Below are 25,392 nucleotides of genomic sequence, written 5' to 3'. Positions count from 1 at the left end.
TGGCCGCAGTCCTGGCCACCGCCGACGCGGATGACGACGTGGAGTGGACGGTCTCGCTGGACTCCACCATCTGCCGGGCCCATCAGCACGCGGCTGGGGCCGTGAAAAGGGGGCTGCGCGACGGTCGGAACCCGACGATCACGCACTCGGACGTTCTCGTGGCGGCCTGAGTACGAAGGTACATCTGGCCAGCGATAACCGGGCACGGCCGTTGGCCCTCTACGTCACCGCTGGTCAGGCGGGTGATGCTCCGGCATTCGAGGCCGTCATGGCGAGAATCCGCGTCCCGCGACGCGGACTCGGCAGGCCCCGGACTCGACCGGAGACCGTCCTCGCGGATCGCGCCTATTCTTCCCGCGCGATCCGTAGCCATCTCCGACGGCGAGGCATCCGCGCCGTCATCCCGCAGCCTGCCGACCAGGTCGGACACCGCCTGCGGAGAGGGCGAGCCGGAGGCCGGCCACCAGGCTTCGACGCGGAGGCGTACAAGCAGCGCAACACCGTCGAACGGTGCATCAGCCGCTTGAAGCAGTGGCGTGGTCTGGCGATGCGCACGGACAAGCTTGCCCTGGCCTACGAGGCTGCTTTGCACTTGGCGGCCATCCTGATCTGGTCCCGCTCGACGCGGTGATCAGAGCAGCTCGTGCACGACCAGACGCGACTGCCTCCCTGAAAAGACGCTTCGCAGGGCTCGAGCTTCGCGGTTCCGGGCCGCGAAGACTCCTCGTTTGTCCACGTGCACGACCAGGACGTCATAGCTGTCGATGACCTCGGAGATGCCCCGCGTCTGGATGGTGTCCCGCCAGGCTTCCGTGTTCCGGCCAAACCACTCCGGCAGTCCGCAAGGCTCAGCCACGGCGTCCCAGAAGTCATCGAGCATCTCGATCGACCTACCCCGCAGGTCAACCACCAGCTCCGACTCAATCCTCTTGGCCATCACGACAGAGTAATCGGCCCTCATCCAAGGCGTCAGACCTCCAAAGAGACAGGACCTAGGGCGCCTGCTCCGCGGACTCGAGGCACGCCCTCAACCCGACCCGACCCGACCGGAGTCGCCCAGTGGCAACCGGCACCGAACCTCCAGCCACCGATGACCGTCCCCCGGGCGGTGGCGTCCACACCCCGACGCGCGCCGCCATCCGCGCCCCGCACCTGCGCACCGACCGCTGGTGGCTGGCCCCGGCCGCCACCGCCGCGGGCCTGCTGGCCTTCGTCGTCTACTCGACCTGGCGGGCCTTCGCGAACGCCGACTACTACGCGGCCCCGTACGTCTCGCCCTTCTACTCCCCCTGTCTGGCGGAGAACTGCGAGCCGATGCGCTCGGGGCCCAACTGGGAGCTCTTCGGCACCTGGTGGGGCATCTCCCCGGCGATCATCATCCTGATCTTCCCGCTCGGCTTCCGCCTGACCTGCTACTACTACCGCAAGGCCTACTACCGGGGCTTCTGGGCGTCCCCGCCGGCCTGCGCGGTGGCCGAGCCGCACAAGAAGTACACCGGCGAGACCCGCTTCCCGCTGATCCTTCAGAACGTCCACCGGTACTTCTTCTACGCGGCGCTGCTGGTCGCGGGCATCCTCAGCTACGACACGGTGCTCGCCTTCCGCGACGAGCACTACGCCTGGGGCCACATGGGGCTCGGCACCCTGGTCTTCCTCGCCAACATCGCGCTGATCTGGGCGTACACCCTGTCCTGCCACTCCTGCCGGCACATCGTCGGGGGCAAGCTCAGGCACTTCTCCCGGCATCCCGTGCGCTACCGGATGTGGCAGTGGGTCGGGAGGCTCAACGCCCGCCACATGCAGCTGGCCTGGGCGTCGCTGGTGAGCGTGGCGCTGGCCGACTTCTACGTGTATCTCGTGGCGTCCGGTGCCTTCGACGATCCGCGTTTCTTCTGATGAGTGAGGCCTTCTGATGTCCGTGGTCGACCGGCAGGAATGGGACGTCGTCGTGGTGGGCGCGGGCGGCGCCGGGCTGCGCGCCGCGATCGAGGCCCGCGAGCGGGGCGCCCGTACGGCCGTGATCTGCAAGTCGCTGTTCGGCAAGGCGCACACCGTGATGGCCGAGGGCGGCATCGCCGCCTCCATGGGCAACGTCAACTCCGGGGACAACTGGCAGGTCCACTTCCGCGACACCATGCGCGGCGGCAAGTTCCTCAACCAGTGGCGGATGGCCGAGCTGCACGCCCAGGAGGCGCCGCAGCGGGTGTGGGAGCTGGAGACGTGGGGCGCGCTGTTCGACCGGACGAAGGACGGCCGGATCTCGCAGCGCAACTTCGGCGGCCACGAGTACCCGCGCCTCGCCCACGTCGGCGACCGCACGGGCCTGGAGCTGATCCGCACCCTCCAGCAGAAGATCGTCTCGCTCCAGCAGGAGGACTTCCGCGAGACCGGCGACCACGAGTCCCGCCTCAAGGTCTTCCAGGAGTGCACGGTCACCCGCGTCCTCAAGGAGGACCGCGTGGTCTCGGGGGTCTTCGGCTACGAGCGCGAGAGCGGCCGCTTCTTCGTCCTCCAGGCGCCCTCGGTGGTGATCGCGACCGGCGGCATCGGCAAGTCGTTCAAGGTGACGTCGAACTCGTGGGAGTACACCGGCGACGGCCACGCCCTGGCGCTGCTGGCCGGGGCGCCGCTGCTCAACATGGAGTTCGTCCAGTTCCACCCGACGGGCATGGTCTGGCCGCCCTCGGTGAAGGGCATCCTCGTCACCGAGTCGGTGCGCGGCGACGGCGGGGTGCTCAGGAACTCCGAGGGCAAGCGGTTCATGTTCGACTACGTCCCCGACGTCTTCAAGGAGAAGTACGCCGAGTCGGAGGAGGAGGGCGACCGCTGGTACGACGACCCGGACCACAACCGGCGCCCGCCCGAACTGCTCCCCCGCGACGAGGTCGCCCGCGCGATCAACGCCGAGGTGAAGGAGGGCCGGGGCTCACCGCACGGCGGGGTCTTCCTGGACGTGTCGACCCGGATGCCCGCCGACGTGATCCGGCGCCGGCTGCCCTCCATGTACCACCAGTTCAAGGAGCTGGCGGACGTGGACATCACGGCGGAGGCGATGGAGGTCGGGCCCACCTGCCACTACGTGATGGGCGGCATCGCCGTCGACTCCGACACCGCCGCCGCCCGCGGGGTGCCGGGACTGTTCGCGGCCGGTGAGGTGGCGGGCGGCATGCACGGCTCCAACCGGCTGGGCGGCAACTCGCTGTCCGACCTGCTGGTGTTCGGGCGCCGGGCGGGCCGGTACGCGGCCGAGCACGCGGCGGGCCGGGCGGACGGGGGCAGGCGCGCCCGGGTCGACGACGCGCAGGTCGACGCCGCCGCCGCGGAGGCGCTGCGGCCGTTCTCGGCCGAGGCGCACGAGCCCGCCGACGGCCCGCCGGAGAACCCGTACACCCTGCACCAGGAGCTCCAGCAGACCATGAACGACCTGGTCGGGATCATCCGCCGGGAGGCGGAGATGAAACAGGCCCTGGAGAAGCTGGCGGAGCTGCGGGTGCGCGCCCGCCGGGCCGGCGTCGAGGGGCACCGGCAGTTCAACCCGGGCTGGCACCTCGCCCTGGACCTGCGCAACATGCTGCTGGTCAGCGAGTGCGTGGCACGGGCCGCGCTGGAGCGCACCGAGTCGCGCGGCGGGCACACCCGTGAGGACCATCCGTCGATGGACCGGCGCTGGCGCCCGGCCCACCTGATCTGCTCGCTGGCCGACCCGGCGGGCGAGGCGGCGGGCGACCCGGCGACGACGGACCCGGAGCGCGGCCGGATCGCCCTGGAGCGGCAGGCCACCGAGCCGATCCGGCCCGACCTGCTCGCCCTCTTCGACAAGGAGGAGCTGGTGAAGTACCTCGCCGACGAGGAACTGGAGGGCCGGTCCGAATGAGCGGTTACGAGGCCCGCTTCCGGGTGTGGCGCGGTGACGTGGAGGGCGGCGGGCTCCAGGACTTCACGGTCGAGGTCAACGAGGGCGAGGTGGTCCTCGACATCGTCCACCGCCTCCAGGCCACCCAGGCCCCCGACCTCGCGGTGCGCTGGAACTGCAAGGCGGGCAAGTGCGGTTCGTGCTCGGCCGAGATCAACGGGCGGCCGCGGCTGCTGTGCATGACCCGCATGTCCGTGTTCACCCGCGAGGAGACGATCACCGTCACACCGCTGCGCGCGTTCCCGGTGATCCGGGACCTGGTGACGGACGTCGGCTTCAACTACACCAAGGCCCGCGAGGTCCCGGCCTTCGTGCCGCCCGCCGACCTCGGGCCGGGCGAGTACCGGATGATGCAGGAGGACGTGGACCGCTCGCAGGAGTTCCGCAAGTGCATCGAGTGCTTCCTGTGCCAGGACACCTGCCATGTCGTACGGGACCACGAGGAGAACAAGCCCGCCTTCGCGGGCCCGCGCTTCCTCATGCGCGTCGCCGAACTGGACATGCACCCGCTGGACGCCGCCGGTGACACCGGCCTGGACCGGTCGCGCACCGCCCAGGACGAGCACGGCCTCGGCTACTGCAACATCACCAAGTGCTGCACGGAGGTGTGCCCCGAGGGCATCCGGATCACGGACAACGCGCTGATCCCGCTCAAGGAGCGGGCGGTCGACCGCAAGTACGACCCACTGGTGTGGCTGGGTTCGAAGATCGGCCGCCGGTCCCGGGACGGGTCCTAGCGCACCCAGCCGTCCCGGTACGACGCCCAGTCCTGCTCCGTCGCCGCGAAGTCGATGTACGCGGCGACGCCGAACCGCTCCCGGTCGGCGTCCGTGCGGGACAGGCCGAGGCGGACGCCGCGGACGGCGGCGGCGACGGTCTCCGCGTGGTTCCAGTGGCCGAAACGGTTCTCGTGGTAGAAGGGCAGGCCCATCAGGAGGTGGGTCGTGGGCGGGGTGACCTCCAGAGCCAGTGAGGTCTGCTGGGCGACGTAGCCGCCGTACAGGCTCTCCAGGGGCTGCATGGTGTCGTACGACATGACGGCGATCTGGTCGACGCGGCGGGCGACCTGGCCGAAGAACTCCTGCGACCACCACTTGGGGTGCCCGGCGACCGTGCCCCAGAAGGAGTGGAAGCCCGGCAGCGGGTCGATCTGGTGAGCGGCGACGGAGAGCTGTGCGTCGCGGGCGCGGGTGACGGCGCGGATGTCGTCCAGGAGGGAGAGGTAGTTCCGGTCGCCGGAGTGCAGCGGCTCCAGGTCGAGGTGGACTCCGTCGTAGCCCACGTCCAGGACCTGGCGGGCCGAGTCGACGACGGCGGCGCGGGTGCCGGCCCGCTCCAGGCGCATGCCGTCGGGGCTCTCGGTGGCGAGGACGTCGCCGAGGAACGCCTGGACGCGGATGCCGGGCATCTCGCGGTGCACGCCGTCGACCAGCCAGCGGGCCCTGGGGTAGAGGGACTTCGGCAGGGTGCCGTCGTGTTCCATCGGGCCGGTGTGGACGTACAGGTCGCGGATTCCGGTGCTCTTCAGTTCCCGGGCCAGTGCCTTGAGGTCCGCGTCCTTCTTGCGGCCGTCGACCCAGGCGTGGCCGAGCCACATCGCGTCGCGGTTGCGGGTGTGGGTGCCGGCTGCGGGGTCGCCCATGTAGTTGATGCGGAGGGCGGTCTCGGCGGTGAGGAGGGGGACGAGGAGGACGAGGACGATGGCGAGCACCGTTCGGCGGATGCGGATGCCGGTGCGGCGGCGCGTTCGTCGGGACGCCTCGGCTTCGCCTTCGGCATCCCTGTTCCCACCCGCACCACCCGTGCTGCTTTCGTTGTCGGGTGCGGGTGGCCCCTGTGGGGGCTGATCGCCGTCGGCGGCTGCCGGATCGGCTTGTGGTTCGGTGTCTCTCGGCTCCGTGTCTGCCACGGTGTCCCCTCCCTGTGGCCCGTCCCCGGTCGCGGTGGCCGGCTGCCACGCTTACGATCCGAGCGTGTTGCCACCAGGGACGATGCGTACCGGTGTTCCGGTTGCGGTCAGGGGTGTGCGGTGACGATCTCCGCCGATCTGGTGCCGCCCCTGGTCACGGCCGGGGCGGCGCTGCTGCTGGCCGGGTACGGGCATGTGCGCCGCACCCGGCGGTCCCGGAACCGGACGACTCCGGGCCGGGTCAGAACAGGCTCAGCAACGCCTCCGCCGGGTCCGTGAGCTGGGTGTCGGCGCCCGGCAGGGGCAGTTCGAACCAGACCGTCTTGCCGCGCGGCGTACGGCGTGAGCCCCAGGCCGCGCTGAGCAGGCCGACCAGTTGCAGGCCCCGGCCGCCCTCGTCGGTGTCGCGGGCGCGGCGCCGGCGCGGCTGGACCAGGCCGGAGTCCCAGACCTCGCAGACCAGGGTGCGGTCCAGGAGGAGGCGGAGCCTGATCTCACCCTCGCCGTAGCGCAGCGCGTTGGTGACGAGCTCGCTGACGAGCAGTTCCGTGGTGTCGACCAGCTCCTCCATGTCCCAGGCCAGCAGCCGGGCGCGGGCGTACTCGCGGGCCCGGCCGACGCTGCGCGGCTCGCGCGGCAGCGTCCAGTCGCCGACCGAGTCGCTGGGCAGGCCCTGGACGCGGGCCATGAGCAGGGCGATGTCGTCCTCGCCGTGGTGGCTGTCGAGGGTGTTGAGGACCTGGTCGCAGACGTCCTCGAGGGGCTGGGTGGGGTCGGTGAGGGCGCCCACGAAGGCCTGGAGTCCCTCGTCGAGGGGGTGGTCGCGGCTCTCGACCAGTCCGTCGGTGTAGAGGGCGAGCAGGGCGCCCTCGGGCAGTTCGACCTCCACCTCCTCGAAGGGTTCCCCGCCGACGCCGAGCGGCAGTCCCGGCGGTACGTCCAGCATCAGCGCGGACTCGCCGGGCTCGACCAGGACGGGCGGCAGGTGGCCCGCGTTGGCGAAGGTGCAGCGCCTGGTCACGGAGTCGTAGACGGCGTACACGCAGGTCGCCAGGTACACCTCGGACAGGTCGGCCTCGCGGGGGCGGCGCGCGGCCCGGGTGGCCTGCTGGACGCCGGAGGGGGTGCCGAGGCCGCGGGCGATCTCGTCGAGCTGGGCCAGCACCTCGGCCGGTTCGAGGTCGAGCTGGGCCAGGGTGCGTACGGCGGTGCGCAGTTCGCCCATCGCGACGGCGGCGCGCAGGCCGCGGCCCATGACGTCGCCGACGACCAGCGCGGTGCGGTGCCCGGGGAGTTCGATGACGTCGAACCAGTCGCCGCCGACCTCGCTGGCCCGGCCGGTGGCCGCCTCGCCGGGCAGGTAGCGGCAGGCGATGTCGAGTCCGGAGGCCTCCGGGTCGCCGGGCGGGAGCAGGGAGCGTTGCAGGATCAGCGCGCGTTCGTGTTCGCGCCGGTAGAGGCGGGCGTTGTCGATGCAGACGGCGGCGCGTGCGGCCAGTTCCACGGCGAGGTCCCGGTCGCGGTCGCCGAACGGCTCGCTGCCCTTGGTGCGGGCGAACTGGACGAGTCCGACGACCGTGTCGTGGGCGACCATCGGCACGGCGAGCGTGGACTGCACGAGGCCGCCGTCCTCGGCGGGGACGCTGCGCGGCCGGGCGGTGCGCAGGGCGTCGGCGCAGGGCGAGTTGAACGGGTAATGGTGGACGGCGCCGAGCTTGACCCGCTCGCCGGTGCCGAGGAACGGGGCGTCGGAGACCGCGCTGGAGAAGGCGACGCGGCGCAGTTCCGCGCTGCCGTCGGCGAGTCCCGGCGGGGTCTCGTCGCCGACCAGCAGGCCCTGGTAGAGGTCCACGGTGGCCAGGTCGCAGAAGCCGGGGACGACGACGTCGAGGAGTTCCCGGGCGGTGGTCTCCAGGTCGAGGGAGTTGCCGATGCGGGCGCCGGCCTCGTTGAGGAGGGCGAGGTTGCGCCGGGCGTTGGCGGCCTCGCGGGCGGCCTGGCGGCGGGCGGTGATGTCGGTGCCGAGCCAGGCGACGCCGATGGGCCGGCCGGAACCGCTGTGCACGCGGTACAGGTTGACGGACCAGTGGCGGCGTTCCTCGGTGCCCGGCACGAAGCCCGTGACGTGCATGTCCGTGATGGAGTCGCCGGTCTCCAGGACCCGGCGCAGGGTCGCGGAGACCCGGTCGGCCTCGGCGCGCGGCAGGTAGTCGTGGACGCCCTTGCCGCGGTGGTCGTCGGGGGTGCCGCCGAAGGTGGAGGCGAACCGCTGGTTGGCGCGGCGCACCGTCAGGTCGGGGTCGATCAGCAGGAAGCCGAACGGAGACTGGCCGAATATGGCCTGTGAGGCGGCCAGGTCGGTCTCGATGCTGCGCAGGACGCGGACGTCGACGACGATGCAGACGGCGGCCTTCTCGCCGTCCTCGGTGCGCGTCGGCATGACGTACACCTCGGCCAGCCCGCGCTGTCCGCGCCGTCCGCTCGCCCGCGACCCGGACCCGGCGCCGCCGCCCGGTGTCCGGAAGGGGACCACGCCGGTCCACTCCCGGCCGTCGAGGATCTCGGTCATCTTGCGCCGGCCGCGCTCGCGCAGGTCGGGGTCGATGAAGGCCTCGATGGGGTCGGTACCCACGGCGTCTTCCGCCCGGATGCCGAGCAGTTGTTCCGCCCGCAGGCTCCATTGGTCGACGAGCCCGTCGGGGCCGATGGAGAAGGACGCGACCTTGACGTAGTCGTAGATGGAGCCGGGCGGGCTGCTCTGCCACACCGCGTCACCGAGGGGCGCGTCTTGCGACGGGCCCCCGGACTCCGTGGACTCCGTGGGCTCCTCGGCCCTCGCTGGTATCTCGCTCACGCGAACCGTCCCCTCCAGCTCACCGCGTCCGGCACCGGTCACCGGAGGCGGCTGCCCGCAGTATCCAGCACTACGGCGCCGCACGACACGGTGTTCACGATCACAGCACGGTCCCGATGGTTTTCGGTCCGGACCGTGACAACACTTCCAGTCTTCTAACCAGCGGACACGGCATCGAATCACGCAGTTCCACAACTGCCACTGGCCTGAACCGGTTGACGGCCGCAGTCAGGGGTGATGTCGGTACATTCCGGACACTTGTCGTCGCGATGGCAACGGTGTGTCACGAAGCCGTCGCGTCAGCTCGGCAGGGCGAGTTCGAACCACACCGTCTTGCCCGCCTCGCCGGGGCGCGTGCCCCAGCGCCGCGTCACGGACGCCACCAGTTGCAGGCCGCGGCCGTCCTCGTCGTCGGGGCGGGCGACGCGCTCGCGCGGCGGGTCGGGCAGCGGGTCGGACACCTCGACCAGCAGGACCCCGGCGGCTCCGGCCGGGTCGCGCACCAGGCGGACGCCGATGGGTCCGGTGGCGTGCCGCAGGGCGTTGGTGACCAGTTCGCTGACCAGCAGGGCGGTGATGTCGCCGACGCTGCCGAGGCGCCACTCGTCCAGCGTGCGGCGGACCAGGGAGCGGGCGGTCCGCACGGCGTCCGGGGCCGCGGGGAAGACCCACTCGGCACAGTCGCCCTCGTCGTCGCTCACGCCGATCACTTCCCCGGCCGACAACCCCCACCGGTGTCCCTTTTCATGGGGTTAATGGGCACATACCCTTTATCCGGGCCGGGTACCGCTCATCCGGTCCCGGTACCGCGCGCCGCGCCCCTCGCCCCGAGTCCCAGGTGGGCGAGCACCCGCTCGACGGCGGGTACGTCCTGCTCGAGCCAGGGAACGTCCCAGACCTGGGCGGGGGTCAGCCAGCGCAGGTCGTCGTGGTCCTCGAGGGGTTCGGGGGCGGCGGAGCCGGGGAGCAGGCGGGCGGTCCACACCTGGAGGACGAACGGCGCCCGCAGGGGCCACTGCCCCGGGACGCGCTCTCCGGCCTCGGCCGCCACTCCGAGTTCCTCGCGCAGTTCGCGCTCGAGCGCCGCCTCGGGCGTCTCCCCCGCCTCGACCTTGCCGCCGGGCAGCTCCCAGCGCCCGGCCAGTTCCGCGGGCGCGCTCCGGCGTGCGGCGAGCAGGCGCCCGCCGTCGAGCAGGGCGGCACCCACCACGATCCGTTCCGTCATGCGCCGGAGCCTACGGCCTCTCCGGCCGGCCCCGGCCCGCCCCCGCGGAGGGCGCCGGTCAGTCGGCCGTGCCCGTGCCCGCCGCGCCGAGCCTCTCGACCCAGTAGAGCTGCTGGTGTCCGCGACCGTCGAGGGTGTCCGCGATCTGCTGGGCCTCGGCCCGGGTCGCATACCTGCCCACGCGATAGCGATTGCCGTTGTCGTCCTGCCGGAAGACCAGCCAGGGAAGAGTGACCGTGCTGTCGTTCATCGCGCCCTTCCACCTCCCGTTCCCGCCCGCGGCACTCGCCGCGCCCCGCCCGCCAAGGAAACCGCAGTCCGCATATGCCCGAGCGTACGCCCAACCTTCACGGAGCGAATACGACTTTGCACAAAGAGGTACGCAACCAGCCAGAACGCAGGGGGCGCACGATGCAGAACGCGCCGCCCACGCACACCGATGCCTCCGGTCACAGGCATGGCGGGGCCGAGGGACGCGACCTGCGGGAACGGCCGGATTACGGCGCCGCGCGCGGAGGTACCGAGCCTCGGCCCGGGTGCGGGCAGGCGCGCGTGCGGCGGAAAGCGGCGCGGGAGGCGCACGACGGGCGTGCGCCATCTCACACCGTGGCGGCGGTGAACCGCCCTGGACCGGGCGCCGGTTGCCGGGTTACCTGACCGGCAGGTGGTACGCGACCCGGTAGCGGTCGGCCGGGACGACCACGTCGGCCGTCTCCACCGCGCGCCCCGAGGCGTAGAACGTGCGCTGGACGACCAGCACCACGTGCCCCGGTACGCCGCCCAGCGCGAGCAGCTCCTCGGCGAGGCCGGGGCGGGCGCCGACCTCCTCGGTGACGTTGTCGACGACGACGTCGATGGCGGCCATCCGCTCGACGACGCCCATGCCGCCGAGCGGCCCCTCCTCGGGCAGCATCACCGGGGTGCGCCCGGTCAGGTCCAGCGGCTCCCAGGAGGTGGAGAGCATGACGGCCTCGCCGGCCTCCCGGAAGACGTACCGGGTGCACATCACCCGGTCGCCGGGCTTGATCCCGAGCCGCTCGGCCACGGCACCGCTCGCCTCGGCCTGCTCGCTGCGCGATTCCCAGGTGCCGCGCGCGTCGGCGTCGGCCTGCTCCTGCCGGAAGGGCGTGGCGCCGCCGGCCGGCCGGTACCCGGAGCGGGCGACGCGCCTGGGGACGGGCCGCTCGCGCACGTAGGTGCCGGAGCCGGAGCGGCCCTCGACCAGCCCCTCGGCCATCAGCACCTTGCGGGCCTCCAGGGCGACGGTGTCCGAGACGCCGTACTCCTCGCGGATCCGAGCCTGGGACGGGAGGCGGGTATGAGGCGGCAGCAGGCCGTCGGCGATCTTCTTGCGGAGATCACCCGCGACACGGAGATACGCCGGCTGCTCACCGAATGTCACTGGCCGCTCCCATCAGGTTGTACAGACAGCAACAGCGTGGCAACCGCCGGTCGACCGGGCAAGCAAAGGCCAAAGAATCACTCGATGTGATGACTTCTGCGGCCCGAGGGCTTTACGCAGGCACTTTCTCCCCGCTATGGGCGCCCTCACACCTCCTTGCCGGGGCTCTCTCCCCCGTCGCCGCCGGACTCCGCGTACTCCGGCGGCGAGGTGTCGAGGCCGAGGGACTCGCGGGCGGTGACCGTGGTGTCGCCGTCTATGAGCGCGTAGCCCTGGTAGAGGTGCTCGTAGAACGCGTCCGCGTCGGGGGTCACCTCCGCCGCGGCGAACTCCTCGCGTGCCGCCTCCAGGTCGGTGACCAGCTCGTTGACCGGCTGCTTACTCGCGGACGGCCAGGAGTGCGCGCCCAGCATCCCGATCTCCTCGGTGAGCGCGTTCTCCACCCGGCCCGCCCACGCCTGCTGCGCGGTCGGGTCGTCCTCGAAGTACTCGTTCTCCGGCGTCGCCTCCAGGGCCCCGTCCAGGGACCGCGCCGCCTCCAGGTACGCGATCTGGTGCGCGTCGAGCGTCGTCGCGTCGTTGCGCAGCGAACCGGTCAGGTTCTTCCGCTCGTCCGTGCTGCCGAACAGGCAGGTGATCTCCCGGTCGTTCGACAGCCAGCTGCGCCGGGTCGGCGTCAGGTAGTACACGTCGACATCGGCGGGCAGGGCCCAGTCGTCCATGGCGTACTCGCCCACGAGCCCGTAGCAGCGCAGGTCGGCCATCGACGTGAGCGCGTCGTCCCCCGGGTACGAGCCGCCGCGCGGCAGGTCGAACACGGCGAACACCTCGCCGTCGTGCTCCCCGGCGCACGGCACCTGGTCGACGTCGTACGTCACCCCCTGGAGAGAGCCCCCGGGTGTGGTGAAGCACTCGCCCTTCTCCAGCGCGTAGGCGGTGCCCTCACCGCGCGCTGCGTCCCGGAAGCCCTCCCAGAAGTCGGCCACGGCGCCCGTGGAGAGCGTCAGCGCCCACAGGGCCAGCCCCACGGAGGACAGGACGCAGCCGGCCACCGCGAACCCCTTGCCCCGCTCGCCCCGCTTCCGGATCCGGGCCAGCGCGATCAGCCCCAGCACGAGCCCGACCGCCGGCACGAAGCACAGGACCCCGAGCACGAACGCGGCGACGGCGAGCCCGCTCACGGGGGCCTGCCGGGGGTACGGGCCGAGGGGGTGGCCCCACGGCGGAGCGTACGGGCCCTGCGGGTACGGCCCTTGGGGTCCCGGCGGTGGCGGTATCGACACGGGTGCCTTGCTCCTGTTCGCGAGGGTGGTGCACCGACGGGTGCGGCCTCGCGCATCGTAAGCGGCCCGGACGGGAGGCGGCCCGCGGACCGCGGACGCGCCGGGTGCCCTCACTGCCTCCACAGCCGTCTGAGCGCCGCGTTGACCAGGCAGACACCGGCGAAGGCGACCGCCCAGCGCGGTCTGCCGGAGGCGGCCAGGGCGGCCGCGCCGGCACCGAACCAGAGCACCTCCAGGACGATCCGCCACGCCCCGCGCGCGGGGTGTGCCGCGCGGGGCGACCCGAACAGGGCCCACACCGTCATCATCACCACCGGCGCCCCCGCCCCCAGGGCCGCCTCGACCGGCCACCGGTCGCCGACGGCGATCCCCCAGAGCACGACCGCGACGTACACCGCCAGTTCCAGCAGGAACATCAGCAGGAGGTTGAGGGACTTCAGGAACGAGAGCACGACGGACTCCTGGTTCGGACACGGGCACGGTCGGATGCGGAGACCAAGGTGTCAGCCCGCTCGCCATGGACGGAACAAAGCCGGGGAATCCGTCGCGCCGCGGCTCAGTCGTCGAACCCGGTGGCCCGGGTCTGCTTCTCCCACGCCTCGACGTCGGCACGGACCTGGTCGAGGTGGCCGAGGACCGCGCCGACGCCGTCGTCGCCCAGGGGCAGGCGCAGCGGGGTGTGCTCCGCCGCGAGGGCGGCCCGGATGACGGCCGCCGCCTTGGCCGGGTCGCCGGGCTGGCCGCCGTCGCCTCCGGCGATCATCCCGCGGGTCTCGCCGACCTTGGCGTACACGCCGCTGTCCGCGCTGATCCCGGCGTTGCCGGCCTGGAAGAGGCCGGTGCGGAAGGAGCCCGGCTCGACGATCAGCACCTTGATGCCGAAGTCCCGGACCTCGTCCGCGAGCCCTTCGGACATGCCCTCCAGCGCGAACTTCGTGCCGCTGTACGCCGAGAAGCCGGCGAAGGACATCTGCCCGCCCATACTGCTCATCTGCACGATCGCGCCCGAGCGCCGCTCCCGCATGGAAGGCAGCACCGCGCGCGTCAGCGCGGCCGGCCCGAAGACGTGCACGTCGAACAGCGCGCGCAGTTCGTCCTCGCCGGTCTCCTCGAGGGCGCCGACGTGCGTGCGGCCCGCGTTGTTGACGAGCACGTCGACCCTGCCGTGCCGTGCCAGCACGTCCCGCACCGCGTCCCCGGCGGCGGCCGTGTCGGCGACGTCCAGGCGCAGCGCCTCCATCTGGTCGGGGTACGCGGCCACGAGGCCGTCGAGTGCCTCGGGGCGCCGTGCCGCTCCGACCACGACGTCGCCGTCGGCCAGGGCCGCCTCGGCGATCGCCCGCCCGAAGCCACTGCTCGCACCGGTGATCAGCCAGACCTTGTTCATACCGACTCCTCGTGTCCCGTTCACGTCCGTCGCTCCGACGCCAACCAGCCTCGGCCACAAGCCGGTTGCCGGTCCAAGACCCACGGTGATAACCCATGGCTATGACGACGGACGTGCATCTGCGGGAGCTGCGCTACTTCGTGACGGTGGCCGAGGAACTGCACTTCACGCGGGCGGCCGAGCTGCTGTACGTGTCCCAGCCCGCGCTGAGCAAGCAGATCCGCGCGCTGGAGCGGCAGGTGAACGCCGAGCTGTTCCGCCGCGACCATCAGGGCGTGGCGCTCACCGAGGCGGGCACGGCACTGCTGCCGCACGCCCGGCGGGTGCTGGCCGACTGGGCCGAGGGCGCGGCGGCGGTGGAGGCGGTCCGGGAGGCGCGGCGCGGCACGCTGGTCGTCGGCATGAGCACCAGCCCCGGACGCGGCGGGCTGCTGCCGGCGATCCGCTCCCGCTTCACGGCGGCCCATCCGGAGGCGGTCCTGCGGCTGCGGCAGATGAGCTGGGAGGACTCGACCGCGGGCCTGGCCGACGGCACCGCCGACGTCGCGTACGTGTGGCTGCCGCTGCCCGACGCGGGCCGCCACGCCTGGACGGTGGTCGCCGAGGAACCCCGCCTGGTCGCCCTCCCCGACACCCACCCGCTCGCCTCCCGCGCGGAGCTCGACTTCGCCGACCTCGTCGCCGAGCCGTTCCTCGCCCTGCCCCCGGAGGCGGGCGTGCTGCGCGACTTCTGGCTGGCGCTGGACGAGCGGCGCGCACTCGGCGCCGGCCCACCGCGGGTCGGCGCCGAGATCTCCGGTACCGAGGAGACGTACGAGGCCCTGGTCGCGGGCCTCGGCATCTGCCTGGTGGCCACGGGCAACGCCCCGCTGATCACCCTGGGCGGCGTCGGCACCCGCCCGGTCCGCGGGCTGAGCCCCAGCCGCTACGCGCTGGCCTGGCGCCGCGAGGACGAGGGGCGGGCCCTGGTCCGGGGCTACGTGGAGGCCTGCCGCCGGGTGACGGCCGGGGGCTGACCGGGCGCTCGGGCACCGCCGTCCCGCACGTGCGCCCGCACCCCCTGGAGGCCGAAGAGGACGAGCAGTTCGACCGCGCCGCCGTCGGCGCTGCCCAGCCAGTGCGGCAGGGACGTGTCGAACTCCGCCGCCTCACCGGGCGTCAGCGTGAGGTCGCGCTCCCCGACCAGCAGCCGCAGCCGGCCGCTGAGCACGTACAGCCATTCGGAGCCCTCGTGGGTCTGCGGGGTCGGTTCCAGCGGTGCCGGACGGCTCGGGATGATCATCTTGAACGCCTGGGTGCCGCCCGGCCGCCGGGAGAGCGGCACGAAGACCATCCCGAAGCGCCGGACGGGCTTCAGGTGGATGCGCGGGTCGCCGGTGCGCGGGGCGCCGACGAGGTCGTCCAGGGGAACGTCGTAGATCCGGGCGAGCGGCAGCAGCAGCTCCAGGGTCGCCCTGCGCTGCCCGCTCTCCAGCCGCGACAGGGTGCTCTCCGACACCCCGGTCGCCGCAGACAGGTGGGCGAGGGTGATGCCCCGCTCACGGCGCAGCGCGCGCAGGCGCGGGCCCACCGCGTCGAGTACGTCGTCCACGTCGTCCGCTCCGGCGTCCATCGGGCCACCTTGCCACAACGGCAAGTTCTCGTGCCGGATCGGACGGCCGCTGCCAAGACTGTCCGCATCCGCCGCCCACGGCTGCCGGCCCAGCCCGGCCGAGCCCGAACGAGCCCGAACGAAGGAGTCCCGGTGAGTCCGAACGATCCGATGAGGCCGACGAGTCCGAACGATCCGCCGAGTCCGGCGAGTGCCGCCGAGGCGGTCACCTTCTGGGACGGCGTGTACGCCGCCCGCCCGGCGCCCGACGCCCCCCGGCCCAACGTCCGTCTCGTCGAGACGGTCACCGGCCTGCCTCCCGGCACCGCCCTGGACCTGGGGTGCGGCAGCGGCGGGGACGCGCTGTGGCTCGCCCGGCGGGGCTGGCGGGTCACGGCCGTGGACATCTCCGGCGTGGCGGCCGAGCGGCTCGCGGGACACGCCCGCGCGCACGGCCTCGGCGACCGGGTGGACGCCGTACGGCACGATCTGCGCGCCTCCTTCCCCGGGGGCCGGTTCGACCTGGTCTGCGCGCACTACCTCCACACCCCCTTCGACCTGGACCGGGCGGCGGTCCTGCGTGCGGCCGCGCACGCGCTGCGCCCCGGCGGGCGGCTGCTGGTCGTCGACCACGGCTCGACCGCGCCGTGGTCGTGGGACCAGGACCCCGACGCCCGGTACCCGGCCCCGCGGGAAGTCGCGGCGGACCTCGCCCTCGACCCGGCGACGTGGCGGGTCGAACGGGCCGAGGCCCCTCGCCGGACCGCGACCGGCCCGGACGGGCGCACCGCGGAGGTCGTCGACCACGTCCTGCTCGTCCACCGCACCGGCTGAAGGCACACGTCCACCAGGAGGTCACCATGTCCACCACACCCCGCCGGGACGCGCCGCCGCCCCGCACCGGAGACGGTGAGGCCGAGACCCTGCGCGGGTTCCTCGACTACCTGCGGACCTCGGTCGCCGGCAAGGTCGAGGACGCCCCGGAACCGCAGGTCCGCACGGCCGCGGTGCCGTCCGGCACCAACCTGCTCGGGCTGCTCAACCACCTGACCCACGTCGAACGCGCCCTCTTCCTCGGGGAGGAGGTGCGGAGTTGGCCGGCGACGTTCCGGGCCGCGCCCCGGGACGGCGTGGCCGATGTCGTCGCCCGCTACCGGGAGGCCGTCGAACGCGCGAACCACGTCCTCGACGCCTGCGCCGACCTCGGCGCCCCGCTCCCCCGGCCCCGTCCGGGCCGTCCCGCGCCCAGCGCCCGCTGGGCCCTCGCCCACATGATCGAGGAGACCGGCCGCCACGCGGGCCACGCGGACATCCTGCGCGAGCTGATCGACGGTACGACGGGACGCTGAGCGGCCGGCCCGTGGCGTGCCCCCACGTGGCCCGCCCTCAGGCCGCGCCCGTGGCCCGGCGGGCGCGGCGTGCGCGGCGGTTGCGCCACCAGGTGACCAGCCAGAGCACGTTGACCCCGCCCAGGACCACCAGCACCGTCACCGCGTCGGCGTTGCCGGCCAGGCCGTGTTCCGGTCCCAGTCCCCGCACGGCGCGGACCAGGAGGGCGATGTCGACGGGCAGGGTGACCGCGGCCATGAACGTCAGACAGGCCGCCGTACCGGCCACGAGGACGACGCTGTAGATCCGGACGGCCCGCCGCTCGTGCGCGGGCAGCCGGGTGCTCGGGTCGTCCCGTGCGTGCGCCGGTGCCTCGCCCCGGGCGAGGCGCCGCACCGGCCGCACCGCGCGCCGGAACCGGTACCGGGCGTACGCCAGGCCGTCTCCGTACAGGTCCCGGCAGCCGGTGAGGTCCTGGAGGACGAAGTACAGGTCGGTGCGGGTGAAGACCATGCACTGGAAGGGCAGCGGCAGCAGGGCGAGGAGCAGGGCCGCGGCCAGCAGGCGGTGGGCGGTCGTCCCGGCCTCCGTCGCGGCGAGGACCAGGACGAGGCACGACGCGACGGACAGGTTGAGGGCGATTCCGGCCAGGTAGGCCGTCAGCCGGTGCCGGCGGGGGGCGAGTTCGATGCCGCTGATGTCGGTCTGCATGACGAGGAACTGAAGCCGGGTGCCCAGCCGCATCCGCCCCGGCACGCCCGCCGCCCGGGCGGTCACCAGGTGCGCCAGTTCGTGGGCCAGCAGCAGCGTCCACCCGGCCGCCGCACCGCTCAGCAGGACCACGCTGCCGTGGCGGCTCCACAGCAGGTCGCGGTAGCCGGGAAGCAGGTCGGGACGGCGCACCAGGACGGCGACGGCGGCCGTCAGCAGTGCCCCGACGAGCAGCGGGAGCGCCGGGTGCAGGGCGAGACGGACGTGGCGGGGCCGCAGCCACGGCAGGGACGCCCGCGGCGGTTCGGCGTCGGGGACCGGACGGTCGCCGATCCGCGCCACGAAGCCCAGCGCGGTCAGGTCCCCGACGAAGTCCGCGATATCGAACTCCTCCCCGGTCTCGGCCCGCAGCGTCTCCTCCGTACGCGCCACGCTCAGCCCGTCGCCCAGGAGTTCCACCGCGCGCGCCCCGACCGCCGGCAGGGCGACGAAGTTCCGGGTGACCATGCGGCCCACGATCCACTCGTCGCGGTCGCGTCGTACGGCCAGGTCGTGCAGGACGACACGGGTCGCCGGCCCGATCCGGGGAGGGCCGCCGGCGGTCGTGTCCGTCACGAGGGGCTCCGGTCCCCGGAGCCGGAACGGGCGGCCGGCGCCGGGCCGTTCTCCGTCCGGCGGCAGGCCGGGCAGTCGGGTCGCCGCGGCGAGCGTTGCAGGACCGGGTCGCCCGGCATCATGAGGTTGAGGCCGAACCGGCATCCGGGTTCGACGGGCGGGACGCCGCACAGCAGCATCAGGGCGGCGTGGGCCAGCAGCCCGCCGGACAGGCCCGCGGTCACGGCGTTGGCCGGATTCCACGGCATGCGGGGCGAGGCCGCGTCCTCGTCCTGGCCGGGGCCGAGCCGCAGGTCGCGGCGTTCGGTCTCGGCGTCGCGCAGGCACTGCCAGCACGCGCCCCGGCCCGGCGTGAAGACGCCCACGGCGACCAGCGGTCCGCGGTAGCCCGCCTCGGCCCACGGTGTGCCCGTGGCCAGGCAGACCTGGTTGGCCCATCGGCGGATCGCGGCGGGGCGGTCGGCGGCGAGCAGCAGGGCGTCGTAGCCGGACGCGCCGCGGGCTCCCGTCAGCAGGTCCTCGAGGTCGGCCGGGCCCCGTACCTCGCGCCGCTCGCCGGTGACCTCGACGTCCGGGTTGAGCGCGCGCAGGGCGGTGAGCGCGGCGTCGAGCTTGGGTCTGCCGAGGTCCTCCTCGCGGAAGAGCGTCTGCCGGTTGAGGTTGGACAGTTCGACCACGTCCGGTTCGACGCAGTGCAGCCGCCCCACGCCGGAGGCCACCAGGTCCCGGGCGGCGGCCGAGCCGGTGCCGCCGACGCCGACCAGCAGGACCTCGGCCCGGCGCAGCAGCAGCTGCGGCTCCCAGGCACTGTCCCTGGGCCGGAGGTCCATCCACCGCAGGAGGGTCATGCCCCTGCCGTACCGCTCGCGTTCCCGCTCGGACAGTTCCGCCGGCGGCTCGGCACCGGCGTCCTCGACGTACCCGGCGTCGGTCAGGTCCGTCATGGCCTGGGCGATGTCCGGGGCCGGCAGCCGCAGTTCCGGGTGGCGTCCGGCCACCTCGGCGACGACGTCCGGGGCGCTGCGCGTCCCGTCCATGACCTGGACGAGCGTCCAGACCCAGCCGTCGTCGTCCCGCACCTCGGCGCCGATGCCGTGGACGACGCTGCCGATCCGCACGTGGCCGTCCACGGTCCGGTAGGCGCGGTGCTCCGGCTTGATCCGGGGCCGCCGCATCGGGTGCACCGTCATTTTCGCGCCAACCTCGCCATCCCCAACCACGCGTGCCACAACGGACATTGACAACGGTGCACGGGTGAGCGAACGCTGACAAGAGCACCAGGTGCCTCGCACGCCCAAGGCGCCACGGTCATCACCGGTCATCACCACCGGAAGGAGACGGCATGGCGAACAAGATCGAGATCCGTCCGCTGGACAAGAAGGAGACCACCGGCGACAGCGGTGGCAACGGCGGCTCCTGACCGGACACGCCCGATGCACCGCTACCTCACGGTCGCGGAAGTCACCGAGTCGGCGCGACGGCTGGTCTCCCGGTTCCCCGGGGCCGGCCGCCTGCGCCGCATCGGCACGTCCAGGGCCGGCCGGCCGATCCTGATGCTGTCGGTGGGGCACGGACCGCGCCACGTCCTGGTGGTGGCCCGGCCGCACCCGGACGAGCCGGTGGGCGGCGCGACGGCGCTGGCGCTGGCGGAGCGGGTCGCGGCCGGCGACCGCCGGTCCCCGGCGACCGACCCCGAGACCGTCACCTGGGACATCGTCCTGTGCCTCGACCCGGACGGCGCGGCACTGAGCGAGGGCATCGAGGCGGCGACGGCCGGCCCCGGCGCCACACTGGCCCGCTACTACCGCGCCGCCTTCCGCCCGGTCGCGGCGGAACAGCCGGAGTGGGCACCGATCGTCGGCCGGCGGCTCCCGGAGAGCCACGCCCTGTTCGACACGATCGACGCCCTCCGCCCCGTACTCCAGTGCTCCCTGCACAACGTCGACGCGGGCGGCGCCTGGGTCCAGCTCACCAGCGGCCTCCCGGGCCTCGCCGCCCCCTTCGCGGCATCCGCCGCCGACCTCGGCGTCCCCGTCCAGCACGGCACGTACGACGCCCTGTACTGGGAGAACCCGGCCCCCGGCGTCCACGTCCTGCCGCCTCCGGACAGCACCGCCCGGCTGGCGGCCGGGTCCGAGAACATCGGCCGGTCCACGTGGTGCGCGCCCCAGCGGTACGGCGGTGTCACGGCGATCGTCGAGGTGCCCCTGTGGTCCACCGGCACGGCCGACGACCCGGCCCCGCACCCGGACCCCGCCCGGGCCCTGCGCGAGCTGTCCCACCTGGTCCGGGAGGGCGGACGACACGTCACCGACGTGTTCGACAAGGCCCGCGGCTTCCTGCCCCCGGCCGCGGAAAGCCCGCCCGGTCGCGTACTGGAGTGGATGGCCGACGACCTGTACGACCTGGTCGCCGACTCCTGGCAGCCGCTGGTCCGGCAGGCGGAGTCGGCACCCCGCGCCGGCAGCTCCCCCGCGCTGACGACGGCCGGGATCAGCGCCCTGGAGGTCGTCGCCCGACGCCAGCCACTGCGCGCGGCGGGCCTCCTGCTACGCCTCCTGGACGCGACCGGCGACCCGGCGTCCATCGCCCTCCGCCACGAACTCGACGGCCTCTTCACCACCTGGTGCACGGACTTCGAGACGTCACTGCGCCTGCGCCCGGTCCCCGTCCGCACCCAGGTGGAACTCCAGACCCGCACGGTGCTGGCGGCGGCGGAGTGCGCGCTGATGCGCTGACGCTCTGAACCTACTGAACCTCTGAAGCTCTGCCGCTCTGCCGCTCTGCCGCTCTGCCGCTTTGAAGCGGTGATGCGCTGATGCGCAGTCGGGACGGGGGCCGGCTAGGGCAGTTGCAGGTCGATGACGTATTTGCCGCGGACACCGCCCGCCTCGAGCCGGCGATGGGCCTCCGCGACGTCCCGCATGGGGAAGACGGTGTCGATCACGGGCCGGATCGTTCCCGCCTCCGCGGCCCGGGTGAGCTCCGCGATCCGGTCGGCCGACGGGTTGTTGCTGAACATCTTGACGCGCCGGGGAACGGCGGCCGCCCGCAGCGCGGTGCCGAGCATGGAGGAAACGACGCGGTCGGCGTCGAAGGAGAGCGCGACCAGCCGCCCCTTGCGCGCCAGCCGTGCCTGATAGGCACCCACGTCGGTGCCGACGACGTCGACGATCACGTCGAAGCGGCCGAGGTCCTCGGGCCGGGTCGTGCGGTAGTCCAGGGCCTCGTCCGCCCCGAGCCGGGTGATCCAGTCGAGGTTGCGGGCGCCGGCGAGGGCGGTGACATGGGCGCCGAGCGCCTTGCCCAGTTGCACGGCGGCGCTGCCGACGCCACCGGTGGCGCCGCGGACCAGGAGCTTCTCCCCCGGCTGGAGCCGCGCCTTGTCGGTGAGGGCGGTCGTCGCGGTGGTGCCCGCCACCGGAAGGGCGGCGGCTTCGAGCAGGCTCAGGTTCTCCGGGGCGCGGGCGAGCCGCCGCTCGGGCACGGCGACGTAGTCGGCGACGGCCCCGAAGACGAGGTGCGGCATGAGCCCCCACACCGCCTCTCCGACGTGCCGGGCGCGTACGCCGCTGCCGACGGCCGCGACCCGGCCGGCGAAGTCGCTGCCCAGGCCGCGAGGGAAGCGGGTGCGGGTCACCCGGCGCATTGCGCCCGCCCGGAAGGCGGTCTCGCCGGCGTCCACGCTCGCGGCGCGCACCTCGACGAGGACTTCACCCGGGCCCGGCCGGGGCGTGGGGACGTCGTTGATGCGCAAGACGTCGGGCGGGCCAAAACGGTCGAACTGTACGGCACGCATGCCTCTGACTCCTCTCCCCGAAACGGGGTGCTCCCCCGTTTAAAATATGGGGGCCCACCCCACTTTGTGTCAAGCGGTGCCGTCCGACGCCGGTGCGAGAATGGGGCGGCGCCCCGTTTTCCGGTGGCGAGGAAGGAGAGCAGGAGCGTGAACAGGGAGAACCCCGGCCCGCCCAAGCGCGCGGACGCACGTCGCAACTACGACCGGATCCTCGAAGCCGCCGCGGCGGAAGTCTCCCGGCACGGAGCCGACGCCTCCCTGGAGGAGATCGCGCGGAGGGCCGGCGTCGGCTCGGCCACCCTGCACCGCCACTTCCCGTCCCGGTGGAACCTGCTCCAGGCCGTCTTCCAGGAGCGCGTGGCGCAGCTGTGCGACGAGGCCCGGTCGCTGGCGAGCGAGTACCCGCCCGCGGCCGCTCTGGCGAAGTGGCTGATGTCCCTGGCGGTCTTCGGCGCCGCCACGCGCGGCGCCGCCCGCTCCCTGTTGCGGGCGACGGGCACGGCCGGGGCGTCCTCGCGGGATTCGAGGTGCGAGCAACTGCTGACGGAGGCCTGCGCCGATCTCCTGGCCCGCGCCCAGGAACACGGGACCGTCCGCGACGACGTGACCGTCCTCGAACTGCTCACCCTCGCCAACGCGGTCTCCCTCGGGACCGAACAGGCTCCCGACGCCGCGCGGCACGCCACTCGGCTCATGGGGATCGCCATCGAGGGCCTGGGCGTGTCCGGGCACTGCGCCGGCGACTGATCCGCGCCGCTGTCCCCTGCCCTTGTTGCCGCGCCCGTCCGTCGGCCCGCTCTCCGGTGCGCGGAAGGGAGAGTGCGGAGGCGAGAGTGCGGGTCAGCTCCAGGCCCGTCGTTCCTCGCTGCGGGGGTCGTCGGTCCGGGTCCACTCGGCGTCGATGCGCATGGTGGCCCGGCGGTCGGTGTCGTACGGGTCCCAGCCGGGGTCGCCGGTCCGGGCGAACCGGATCCAGGTCCCGTGGACACGGGTGGCGAGGTCCGCGGGGGCCTCGTCGGGGCCGAGCAGGGCGTGGGGGCCGTTGAGTTCGGGCCGGTCCGCGAGGTCGAAGACGAAGGGCAGTTCCACGGTGTGCGTGGCGCCGAGTCGTCCGTCCAGGGCGTGGGAGCGCCAGGCGAACTCGTAGGCGTAGGTGCCGGAGCGCGGGTGCGCGGCATGGGCGTCGGCCAGCGCGCGGCTGCCCGCGCCGAACAGGGCGTCGGCCATGACGGCGGAGCGCAGCTCCCCGAAGCCGGCCTCGGGCCGGGACTTCCGGTAGGTCTCGACGAGCCGCACCGGATCGGGGTGCGCGCGTGCGGCGGCCTCGTCGACGTCGGCGGCGGTCGAGGTGGCGTACGTGCCCACCGGGACCAGGTAGAGGTTGCCCTCCTCCGCGTTGGTGCCGACGAGCAGGTCGACGTCGGCGGCGAGACCGGCGGCGACGGACACGGCGGGCTGGGTGTCCAGGACCAGGCTGAAGGGGCTGAGGCCGATCAGCGGATCACGGTGGGTCCCGGTCCGCAGGTCGAGGCCCGCGAGTCCGGATGCCGCCTCGACGAGCCGCTCGTCGGGGAGGCCGGCGAAGGCGTCGGCGTGGGGCTCCACGCCCAGCGCCCCGGCCGCGGCCCCGGTGACGCGGGCGGCCTGCTCGGGGGTGAACGCGCCCAGACCGCTGCCGCTCTGCACGATCGCCCGGCGGACCAGGCCGGCGGCCTCGGGGGTGGCGAGGACGCCGCCGACGATGGTCGCCCCGGCGGACTGACCGAACAGGGTGACACGGTGCGGGTCGCCGCCGAAGGCGGAGACGTTCTCCCGCACCCAGCGCAGCGCGGCGACGACGTCGAGCAGGCCGCGGTTGGCGGGCGCCCCCGGAAGGTCGAGGAACCCGGCGATGCCGAGGCGGTAGTTGAGGGTGACGAGGACGACGCCGTCCCGGGCGAACGCGGAGCCGTCGTACAGGGCGGCCCGCGTCGATCCGGCGACGAAGCCGCCGCCGTGGACGAAGACCATCACCGGCAGGGCGTCACCGCCGCCGGCGGGCGTGAAGACGTTGACGGTGAGGTAGTCCTCGCCCCGGCTCCAGCCGGTGCCGAAGTAGGGGGTCATGTCGACGTCGCCGAGCCTGCGTTCGGACTGCGGGGCGTTGGGCCCCGGCACGGTGGCGTCCCGTACCCCGTCCCACGGCTCGTGCGGCAGCGGAGCGGCGAACCGGCCGGCGCCGTGGGGCGGAGCGGCGTACGGGATGTTCAGGAAGGTGAGGGTGTCGCCCCGGCGCAGGCCGCGGACGGCACCCTGCGCGGTGGTGACGACGGGATCGGGGCGGTGCTTCATCTCTCGTGTCCTTCCGTGGATTCCATGGACTCCGTGGATTCCATGGACTCCGTGGATTCCATGAATTCCGTGTATTTCAGGCCGACTCGGTGTACGCGGCGTACTTGGCGAAGGGCGCCCAGCCCTTGACGGCGAACCTGCCGCCCTCGCGCACGACTTCGGCGGCACCGTGGCCACCGAGGTGTGCGGGGAAGACGAGGGCGTTGCCGTCGGCGGCCGAACCCAGGAGCCGGTGGCGGGTGGCGCGGGCTTCGGCGGGGTCCTCGCAGAAGCAACTGTTGGCGTCGGGCTCGACGATCTGGATCGGGCTGTGCATCAGGTCGCCGACGAACAGGGCCCGGTCGGAGCCGGACTCCAGCCTCAGCACGGAGGAGCCGGGGGTGTGGCCGGGGGCGAGGTCGAGGCACAGGTTGCGGTCGATCCGGTGGCTGCCCTCCCACAGCCGGGTGAGACCGGCCTCGTGCACGGGGGCGACGCTGTCCTCGAAGACGTTCTGGTTGCCGCGGCCGAGCAGGGTCCTGATCTCGTTGGCGGGGTTCCAGTAGTCGAAGTCCGCCTTGGCCATCAGGTAGGTGGCGTTGGGGAACGTCGGTACCCAGGTCCGTCCGTCGAGGTAGGTGTTCCAGCCGACGTGGTCGACGTGCAGATGCGTGTTGATCACGATGTCGACGTCCTCGGGGCGGACCCCGGCGCGGGCGAGATTGCCCAGGAAGTCGGTGTCCAGGCGGTTCCACACGGGCGCGTACGGCCGGTCCTTGTGGTTGCCGACGCCGGTGTCGACCAGGATGGTCCTGCCCTCGCTGCGCAGGACCCAGGTCTGGATCGCGGTGTTGACGATGCGGGTGTCGGCGTCCAGGAAGTCCGGGACCAGCCAGGAACGGTGCGTGTCCCACGCCTGGGCCGGGCTGTCCGGGACGAACGCCTCGGGCGTCAGGTCGACGGGGCCGTAGTACTCCCGGACCCGGGTCACGGTGACGTCGCCCAGGGTGATGGTGTCCACGGTGTGCTCCAGTGCAGAAGGTCGGGCTTGAACGCCCCTGTTC

General features: G+C 73.2%; 24 protein-coding genes and 1 pseudogene. 9 read left to right on the top strand and 16 right to left on the bottom strand.

Going from position 1 to position 25,392, the window contains the following annotated elements; genetic code table 11:
* Positions 1 to 631, top strand: a pseudogene (locus Sco07f_RS17540) (IS5 family transposase); the annotation flags it as partial.
* Here Sco07f_RS17540 and Sco07f_RS17535 read toward each other — a convergent pair.
* Entirely contained in the window at positions 632 to 937 is a 306-nt protein-coding gene (locus tag Sco07f_RS17535; RefSeq protein WP_087792868.1) for a barstar family protein, read from the bottom strand.
* A 122-nt stretch (positions 938 to 1,059) separates the two neighbouring features.
* On the opposite strand from Sco07f_RS17535, the gene sdhC reads away from it, so the two are divergent.
* The 3 genes from sdhC to Sco07f_RS17520 are packed head-to-tail and all read left to right on the top strand — an operon-like array spanning position 1,060 to position 4,650.
* The gene (sdhC, locus tag Sco07f_RS17530; protein WP_007444464.1) at positions 1,060 to 1,896 is read left to right on the top strand and encodes a succinate dehydrogenase subunit SdhC; all 837 of its coding nucleotides are present in this window, start codon (positions 1,060 to 1,062) and stop codon (positions 1,894 to 1,896) included.
* A 16-nt stretch (positions 1,897 to 1,912) separates the two neighbouring features.
* The gene (locus Sco07f_RS17525; RefSeq protein ID WP_108988340.1) at positions 1,913 to 3,874 is read left to right on the top strand and encodes a fumarate reductase/succinate dehydrogenase flavoprotein subunit; all 1,962 of its coding nucleotides are present in this window, start codon (positions 1,913 to 1,915) and stop codon (positions 3,872 to 3,874) included.
* Complete coding sequence (locus Sco07f_RS17520; protein ID WP_108988339.1) at positions 3,871 to 4,650, top strand: succinate dehydrogenase/fumarate reductase iron-sulfur subunit; 780 nt, start codon at positions 3,871 to 3,873, stop codon at positions 4,648 to 4,650. The genes Sco07f_RS17525 and Sco07f_RS17520 overlap by 4 nt, the downstream gene beginning before the upstream one ends.
* Here Sco07f_RS17520 and Sco07f_RS17515 read toward each other — a convergent pair.
* The 9 genes from Sco07f_RS17515 to Sco07f_RS17475 form a co-directional block, all read right to left on the bottom strand.
* Positions 4,647 to 5,822 carry a glycoside hydrolase family 18 protein gene (locus tag Sco07f_RS17515; protein WP_108988338.1) on the bottom strand — a complete coding sequence of 392 codons (1,176 nt, stop codon included), beginning with the start codon at positions 5,820 to 5,822 and terminating at the stop codon, positions 4,647 to 4,649. The genes Sco07f_RS17520 and Sco07f_RS17515 overlap by 4 nt on opposite strands.
* A 241-nt stretch (positions 5,823 to 6,063) precedes the next feature.
* Complete coding sequence (locus Sco07f_RS17510; RefSeq protein WP_108988337.1) at positions 6,064 to 8,676, bottom strand: SpoIIE family protein phosphatase; 2,613 nt, start codon at positions 8,674 to 8,676, stop codon at positions 6,064 to 6,066.
* A 299-nt stretch (positions 8,677 to 8,975) separates the two neighbouring features.
* Entirely contained in the window at positions 8,976 to 9,386 is a 411-nt protein-coding gene (locus tag Sco07f_RS17505; RefSeq protein ID WP_167468135.1) for an ATP-binding protein, read from the bottom strand.
* Between the two features lie 80 nt (positions 9,387 to 9,466).
* Positions 9,467 to 9,901, bottom strand: a complete 435-nt coding sequence (locus Sco07f_RS17500; RefSeq protein ID WP_108988336.1) for a (deoxy)nucleoside triphosphate pyrophosphohydrolase — start codon at positions 9,899 to 9,901, stop codon at positions 9,467 to 9,469.
* Positions 9,902 to 9,959: 58 nt separating this feature from the next.
* Positions 9,960 to 10,151 carry an SPOR domain-containing protein gene (locus Sco07f_RS17495; RefSeq protein ID WP_007444327.1) on the bottom strand — a complete coding sequence of 64 codons (192 nt, stop codon included), beginning with the start codon at positions 10,149 to 10,151 and terminating at the stop codon, positions 9,960 to 9,962.
* Positions 10,152 to 10,550: 399 nt separating this feature from the next.
* A complete protein-coding gene (locus Sco07f_RS17490) occupies positions 10,551 to 11,303 on the bottom strand; it encodes a GntR family transcriptional regulator (protein ID WP_007444326.1) in 753 nt (250 codons plus the stop codon).
* A 146-nt stretch (positions 11,304 to 11,449) separates the two neighbouring features.
* Entirely contained in the window at positions 11,450 to 12,586 is a 1,137-nt protein-coding gene (locus Sco07f_RS17485) for a DUF4190 domain-containing protein (RefSeq protein ID WP_108988335.1), read from the bottom strand.
* Positions 12,587 to 12,696: 110 nt separating this feature from the next.
* Positions 12,697 to 13,038 carry a YrdB family protein gene (locus tag Sco07f_RS17480; RefSeq protein ID WP_108988334.1) on the bottom strand — a complete coding sequence of 114 codons (342 nt, stop codon included), beginning with the start codon at positions 13,036 to 13,038 and terminating at the stop codon, positions 12,697 to 12,699.
* Between the two features lie 104 nt (positions 13,039 to 13,142).
* The gene (locus Sco07f_RS17475) at positions 13,143 to 13,973 is read right to left on the bottom strand and encodes an SDR family NAD(P)-dependent oxidoreductase (protein WP_108988333.1); all 831 of its coding nucleotides are present in this window, start codon (positions 13,971 to 13,973) and stop codon (positions 13,143 to 13,145) included.
* 95 nt (positions 13,974 to 14,068) lie between these two features.
* Here Sco07f_RS17475 and Sco07f_RS17470 point away from each other — a divergent pair, with 95 nt between their 5' ends.
* Complete coding sequence (locus tag Sco07f_RS17470) at positions 14,069 to 14,989, top strand: LysR family transcriptional regulator (RefSeq protein ID WP_087789652.1); 921 nt, start codon at positions 14,069 to 14,071, stop codon at positions 14,987 to 14,989.
* On the opposite strand, the gene Sco07f_RS17465 is transcribed toward Sco07f_RS17470, so the two are convergent.
* A complete protein-coding gene (locus Sco07f_RS17465) occupies positions 14,950 to 15,585 on the bottom strand; it encodes a helix-turn-helix domain-containing protein (protein WP_007444322.1) in 636 nt (211 codons plus the stop codon). The genes Sco07f_RS17470 and Sco07f_RS17465 overlap by 40 nt on opposite strands.
* A 150-nt stretch (positions 15,586 to 15,735) precedes the next feature.
* Between Sco07f_RS17465 and Sco07f_RS17460 the strand changes: the two genes are divergently transcribed.
* Positions 15,736 to 16,398, top strand: coding sequence for a class I SAM-dependent methyltransferase (locus Sco07f_RS17460; protein WP_108988332.1), 663 nt, complete (start codon positions 15,736 to 15,738; stop codon positions 16,396 to 16,398).
* 26 nt (positions 16,399 to 16,424) lie between these two features.
* Positions 16,425 to 16,913 (top strand): DinB family protein, encoded by a 489-nt coding sequence (locus Sco07f_RS17455; RefSeq protein ID WP_108988331.1) that lies wholly within the window; start codon positions 16,425 to 16,427, stop codon positions 16,911 to 16,913.
* Between the two features lie 37 nt (positions 16,914 to 16,950).
* Here the strand turns inward: Sco07f_RS17455 and Sco07f_RS17450 are convergent, their stop codons facing one another.
* Positions 16,951 to 18,219 carry a hypothetical protein gene (locus tag Sco07f_RS17450; RefSeq protein WP_087789655.1) on the bottom strand — a complete coding sequence of 423 codons (1,269 nt, stop codon included), beginning with the start codon at positions 18,217 to 18,219 and terminating at the stop codon, positions 16,951 to 16,953.
* Positions 18,216 to 19,409 carry a HesA/MoeB/ThiF family protein gene (locus tag Sco07f_RS17445; protein WP_087789656.1) on the bottom strand — a complete coding sequence of 398 codons (1,194 nt, stop codon included), beginning with the start codon at positions 19,407 to 19,409 and terminating at the stop codon, positions 18,216 to 18,218. Before Sco07f_RS17445 ends, Sco07f_RS17450 begins: the two co-directional genes overlap by 4 nt.
* 243 nt (positions 19,410 to 19,652) lie before the next feature.
* On the opposite strand from Sco07f_RS17445, the gene Sco07f_RS17440 reads away from it, so the two are divergent.
* Positions 19,653 to 20,957 carry a M14 family zinc carboxypeptidase gene (locus tag Sco07f_RS17440; protein ID WP_108988330.1) on the top strand — a complete coding sequence of 435 codons (1,305 nt, stop codon included), beginning with the start codon at positions 19,653 to 19,655 and terminating at the stop codon, positions 20,955 to 20,957.
* 104 nt (positions 20,958 to 21,061) lie between these two features.
* On the opposite strand, the gene Sco07f_RS17435 is transcribed toward Sco07f_RS17440, so the two are convergent.
* Positions 21,062 to 22,018: an NAD(P)-dependent alcohol dehydrogenase gene (locus Sco07f_RS17435; protein WP_108988329.1), complete on the bottom strand. Its 957-nt coding sequence runs from the start codon at positions 22,016 to 22,018 to the stop codon at positions 21,062 to 21,064.
* A gap of 147 nt (positions 22,019 to 22,165) precedes the next feature.
* On the opposite strand from Sco07f_RS17435, the gene Sco07f_RS17430 reads away from it, so the two are divergent.
* Positions 22,166 to 22,765 carry a TetR/AcrR family transcriptional regulator gene (locus Sco07f_RS17430; RefSeq protein WP_108988328.1) on the top strand — a complete coding sequence of 200 codons (600 nt, stop codon included), beginning with the start codon at positions 22,166 to 22,168 and terminating at the stop codon, positions 22,763 to 22,765.
* A 93-nt stretch (positions 22,766 to 22,858) separates the two neighbouring features.
* On the opposite strand, the gene Sco07f_RS17425 is transcribed toward Sco07f_RS17430, so the two are convergent.
* Both Sco07f_RS17425 and Sco07f_RS17420 read right to left on the bottom strand, forming a co-directional pair.
* Complete coding sequence (locus tag Sco07f_RS17425; RefSeq protein WP_108988327.1) at positions 22,859 to 24,349, bottom strand: carboxylesterase/lipase family protein; 1,491 nt, start codon at positions 24,347 to 24,349, stop codon at positions 22,859 to 22,861.
* A gap of 76 nt (positions 24,350 to 24,425) precedes the next feature.
* Positions 24,426 to 25,349: an MBL fold metallo-hydrolase gene (locus Sco07f_RS17420; RefSeq protein ID WP_007387617.1), complete on the bottom strand. Its 924-nt coding sequence runs from the start codon at positions 25,347 to 25,349 to the stop codon at positions 24,426 to 24,428.
* Between the last annotated feature and the right edge of the window lie 43 nt (positions 25,350 to 25,392).

It is taken from the genome of Streptomyces coelicoflavus, from assembly GCF_003112555.1.
Taxonomy (GTDB): domain Bacteria; phylum Actinomycetota; class Actinomycetes; order Streptomycetales; family Streptomycetaceae; genus Streptomyces; species Streptomyces coelicoflavus.
The sequence above is the reverse complement of the archived record's forward strand: the minus strand, read 5'-3'. Positions and strand labels throughout refer to the sequence as shown.

Coding starts and splice junctions, on each gene's coding strand:
- Sco07f_RS17460 (WP_108988332.1), top strand. CDS start 15,736: ATGAGGCCGACGAGTCCGAACGATCCGCCGAGTCCGGCGAGTGCCGCC.
- Sco07f_RS17525 (WP_108988340.1), top strand. CDS start 1,913: ATGTCCGTGGTCGACCGGCAGGAATGGGACGTCGTCGTGGTGGGCGCG.
- Sco07f_RS17520 (WP_108988339.1), top strand. CDS start 3,871: ATGAGCGGTTACGAGGCCCGCTTCCGGGTGTGGCGCGGTGACGTGGAG.
- Sco07f_RS17495 (WP_007444327.1), bottom strand. CDS start 10,151: ATGAACGACAGCACGGTCACTCTTCCCTGGCTGGTCTTCCGGCAGGAC.
- Sco07f_RS17500 (WP_108988336.1), bottom strand. CDS start 9,901: ATGACGGAACGGATCGTGGTGGGTGCCGCCCTGCTCGACGGCGGGCGC.
- Sco07f_RS17445 (WP_087789656.1), bottom strand. CDS start 19,409: ATGACGGTGCACCCGATGCGGCGGCCCCGGATCAAGCCGGAGCACCGC.
- Sco07f_RS17455 (WP_108988331.1), top strand. CDS start 16,425: ATGTCCACCACACCCCGCCGGGACGCGCCGCCGCCCCGCACCGGAGAC.
- Sco07f_RS17535 (WP_087792868.1), bottom strand. CDS start 937: ATGGCCAAGAGGATTGAGTCGGAGCTGGTGGTTGACCTGCGGGGTAGG.
- Sco07f_RS17435 (WP_108988329.1), bottom strand. CDS start 22,018: ATGCGTGCCGTACAGTTCGACCGTTTTGGCCCGCCCGACGTCTTGCGC.
- Sco07f_RS17475 (WP_108988333.1), bottom strand. CDS start 13,973: ATGAACAAGGTCTGGCTGATCACCGGTGCGAGCAGTGGCTTCGGGCGG.
- Sco07f_RS17470 (WP_087789652.1), top strand. CDS start 14,069: ATGGCTATGACGACGGACGTGCATCTGCGGGAGCTGCGCTACTTCGTG.
- Sco07f_RS17465 (WP_007444322.1), bottom strand. CDS start 15,585: ATGGACGCCGGAGCGGACGACGTGGACGACGTACTCGACGCGGTGGGC.
- Sco07f_RS17425 (WP_108988327.1), bottom strand. CDS start 24,349: ATGAAGCACCGCCCCGATCCCGTCGTCACCACCGCGCAGGGTGCCGTC.
- Sco07f_RS17440 (WP_108988330.1), top strand. CDS start 19,653: ATGCACCGCTACCTCACGGTCGCGGAAGTCACCGAGTCGGCGCGACGG.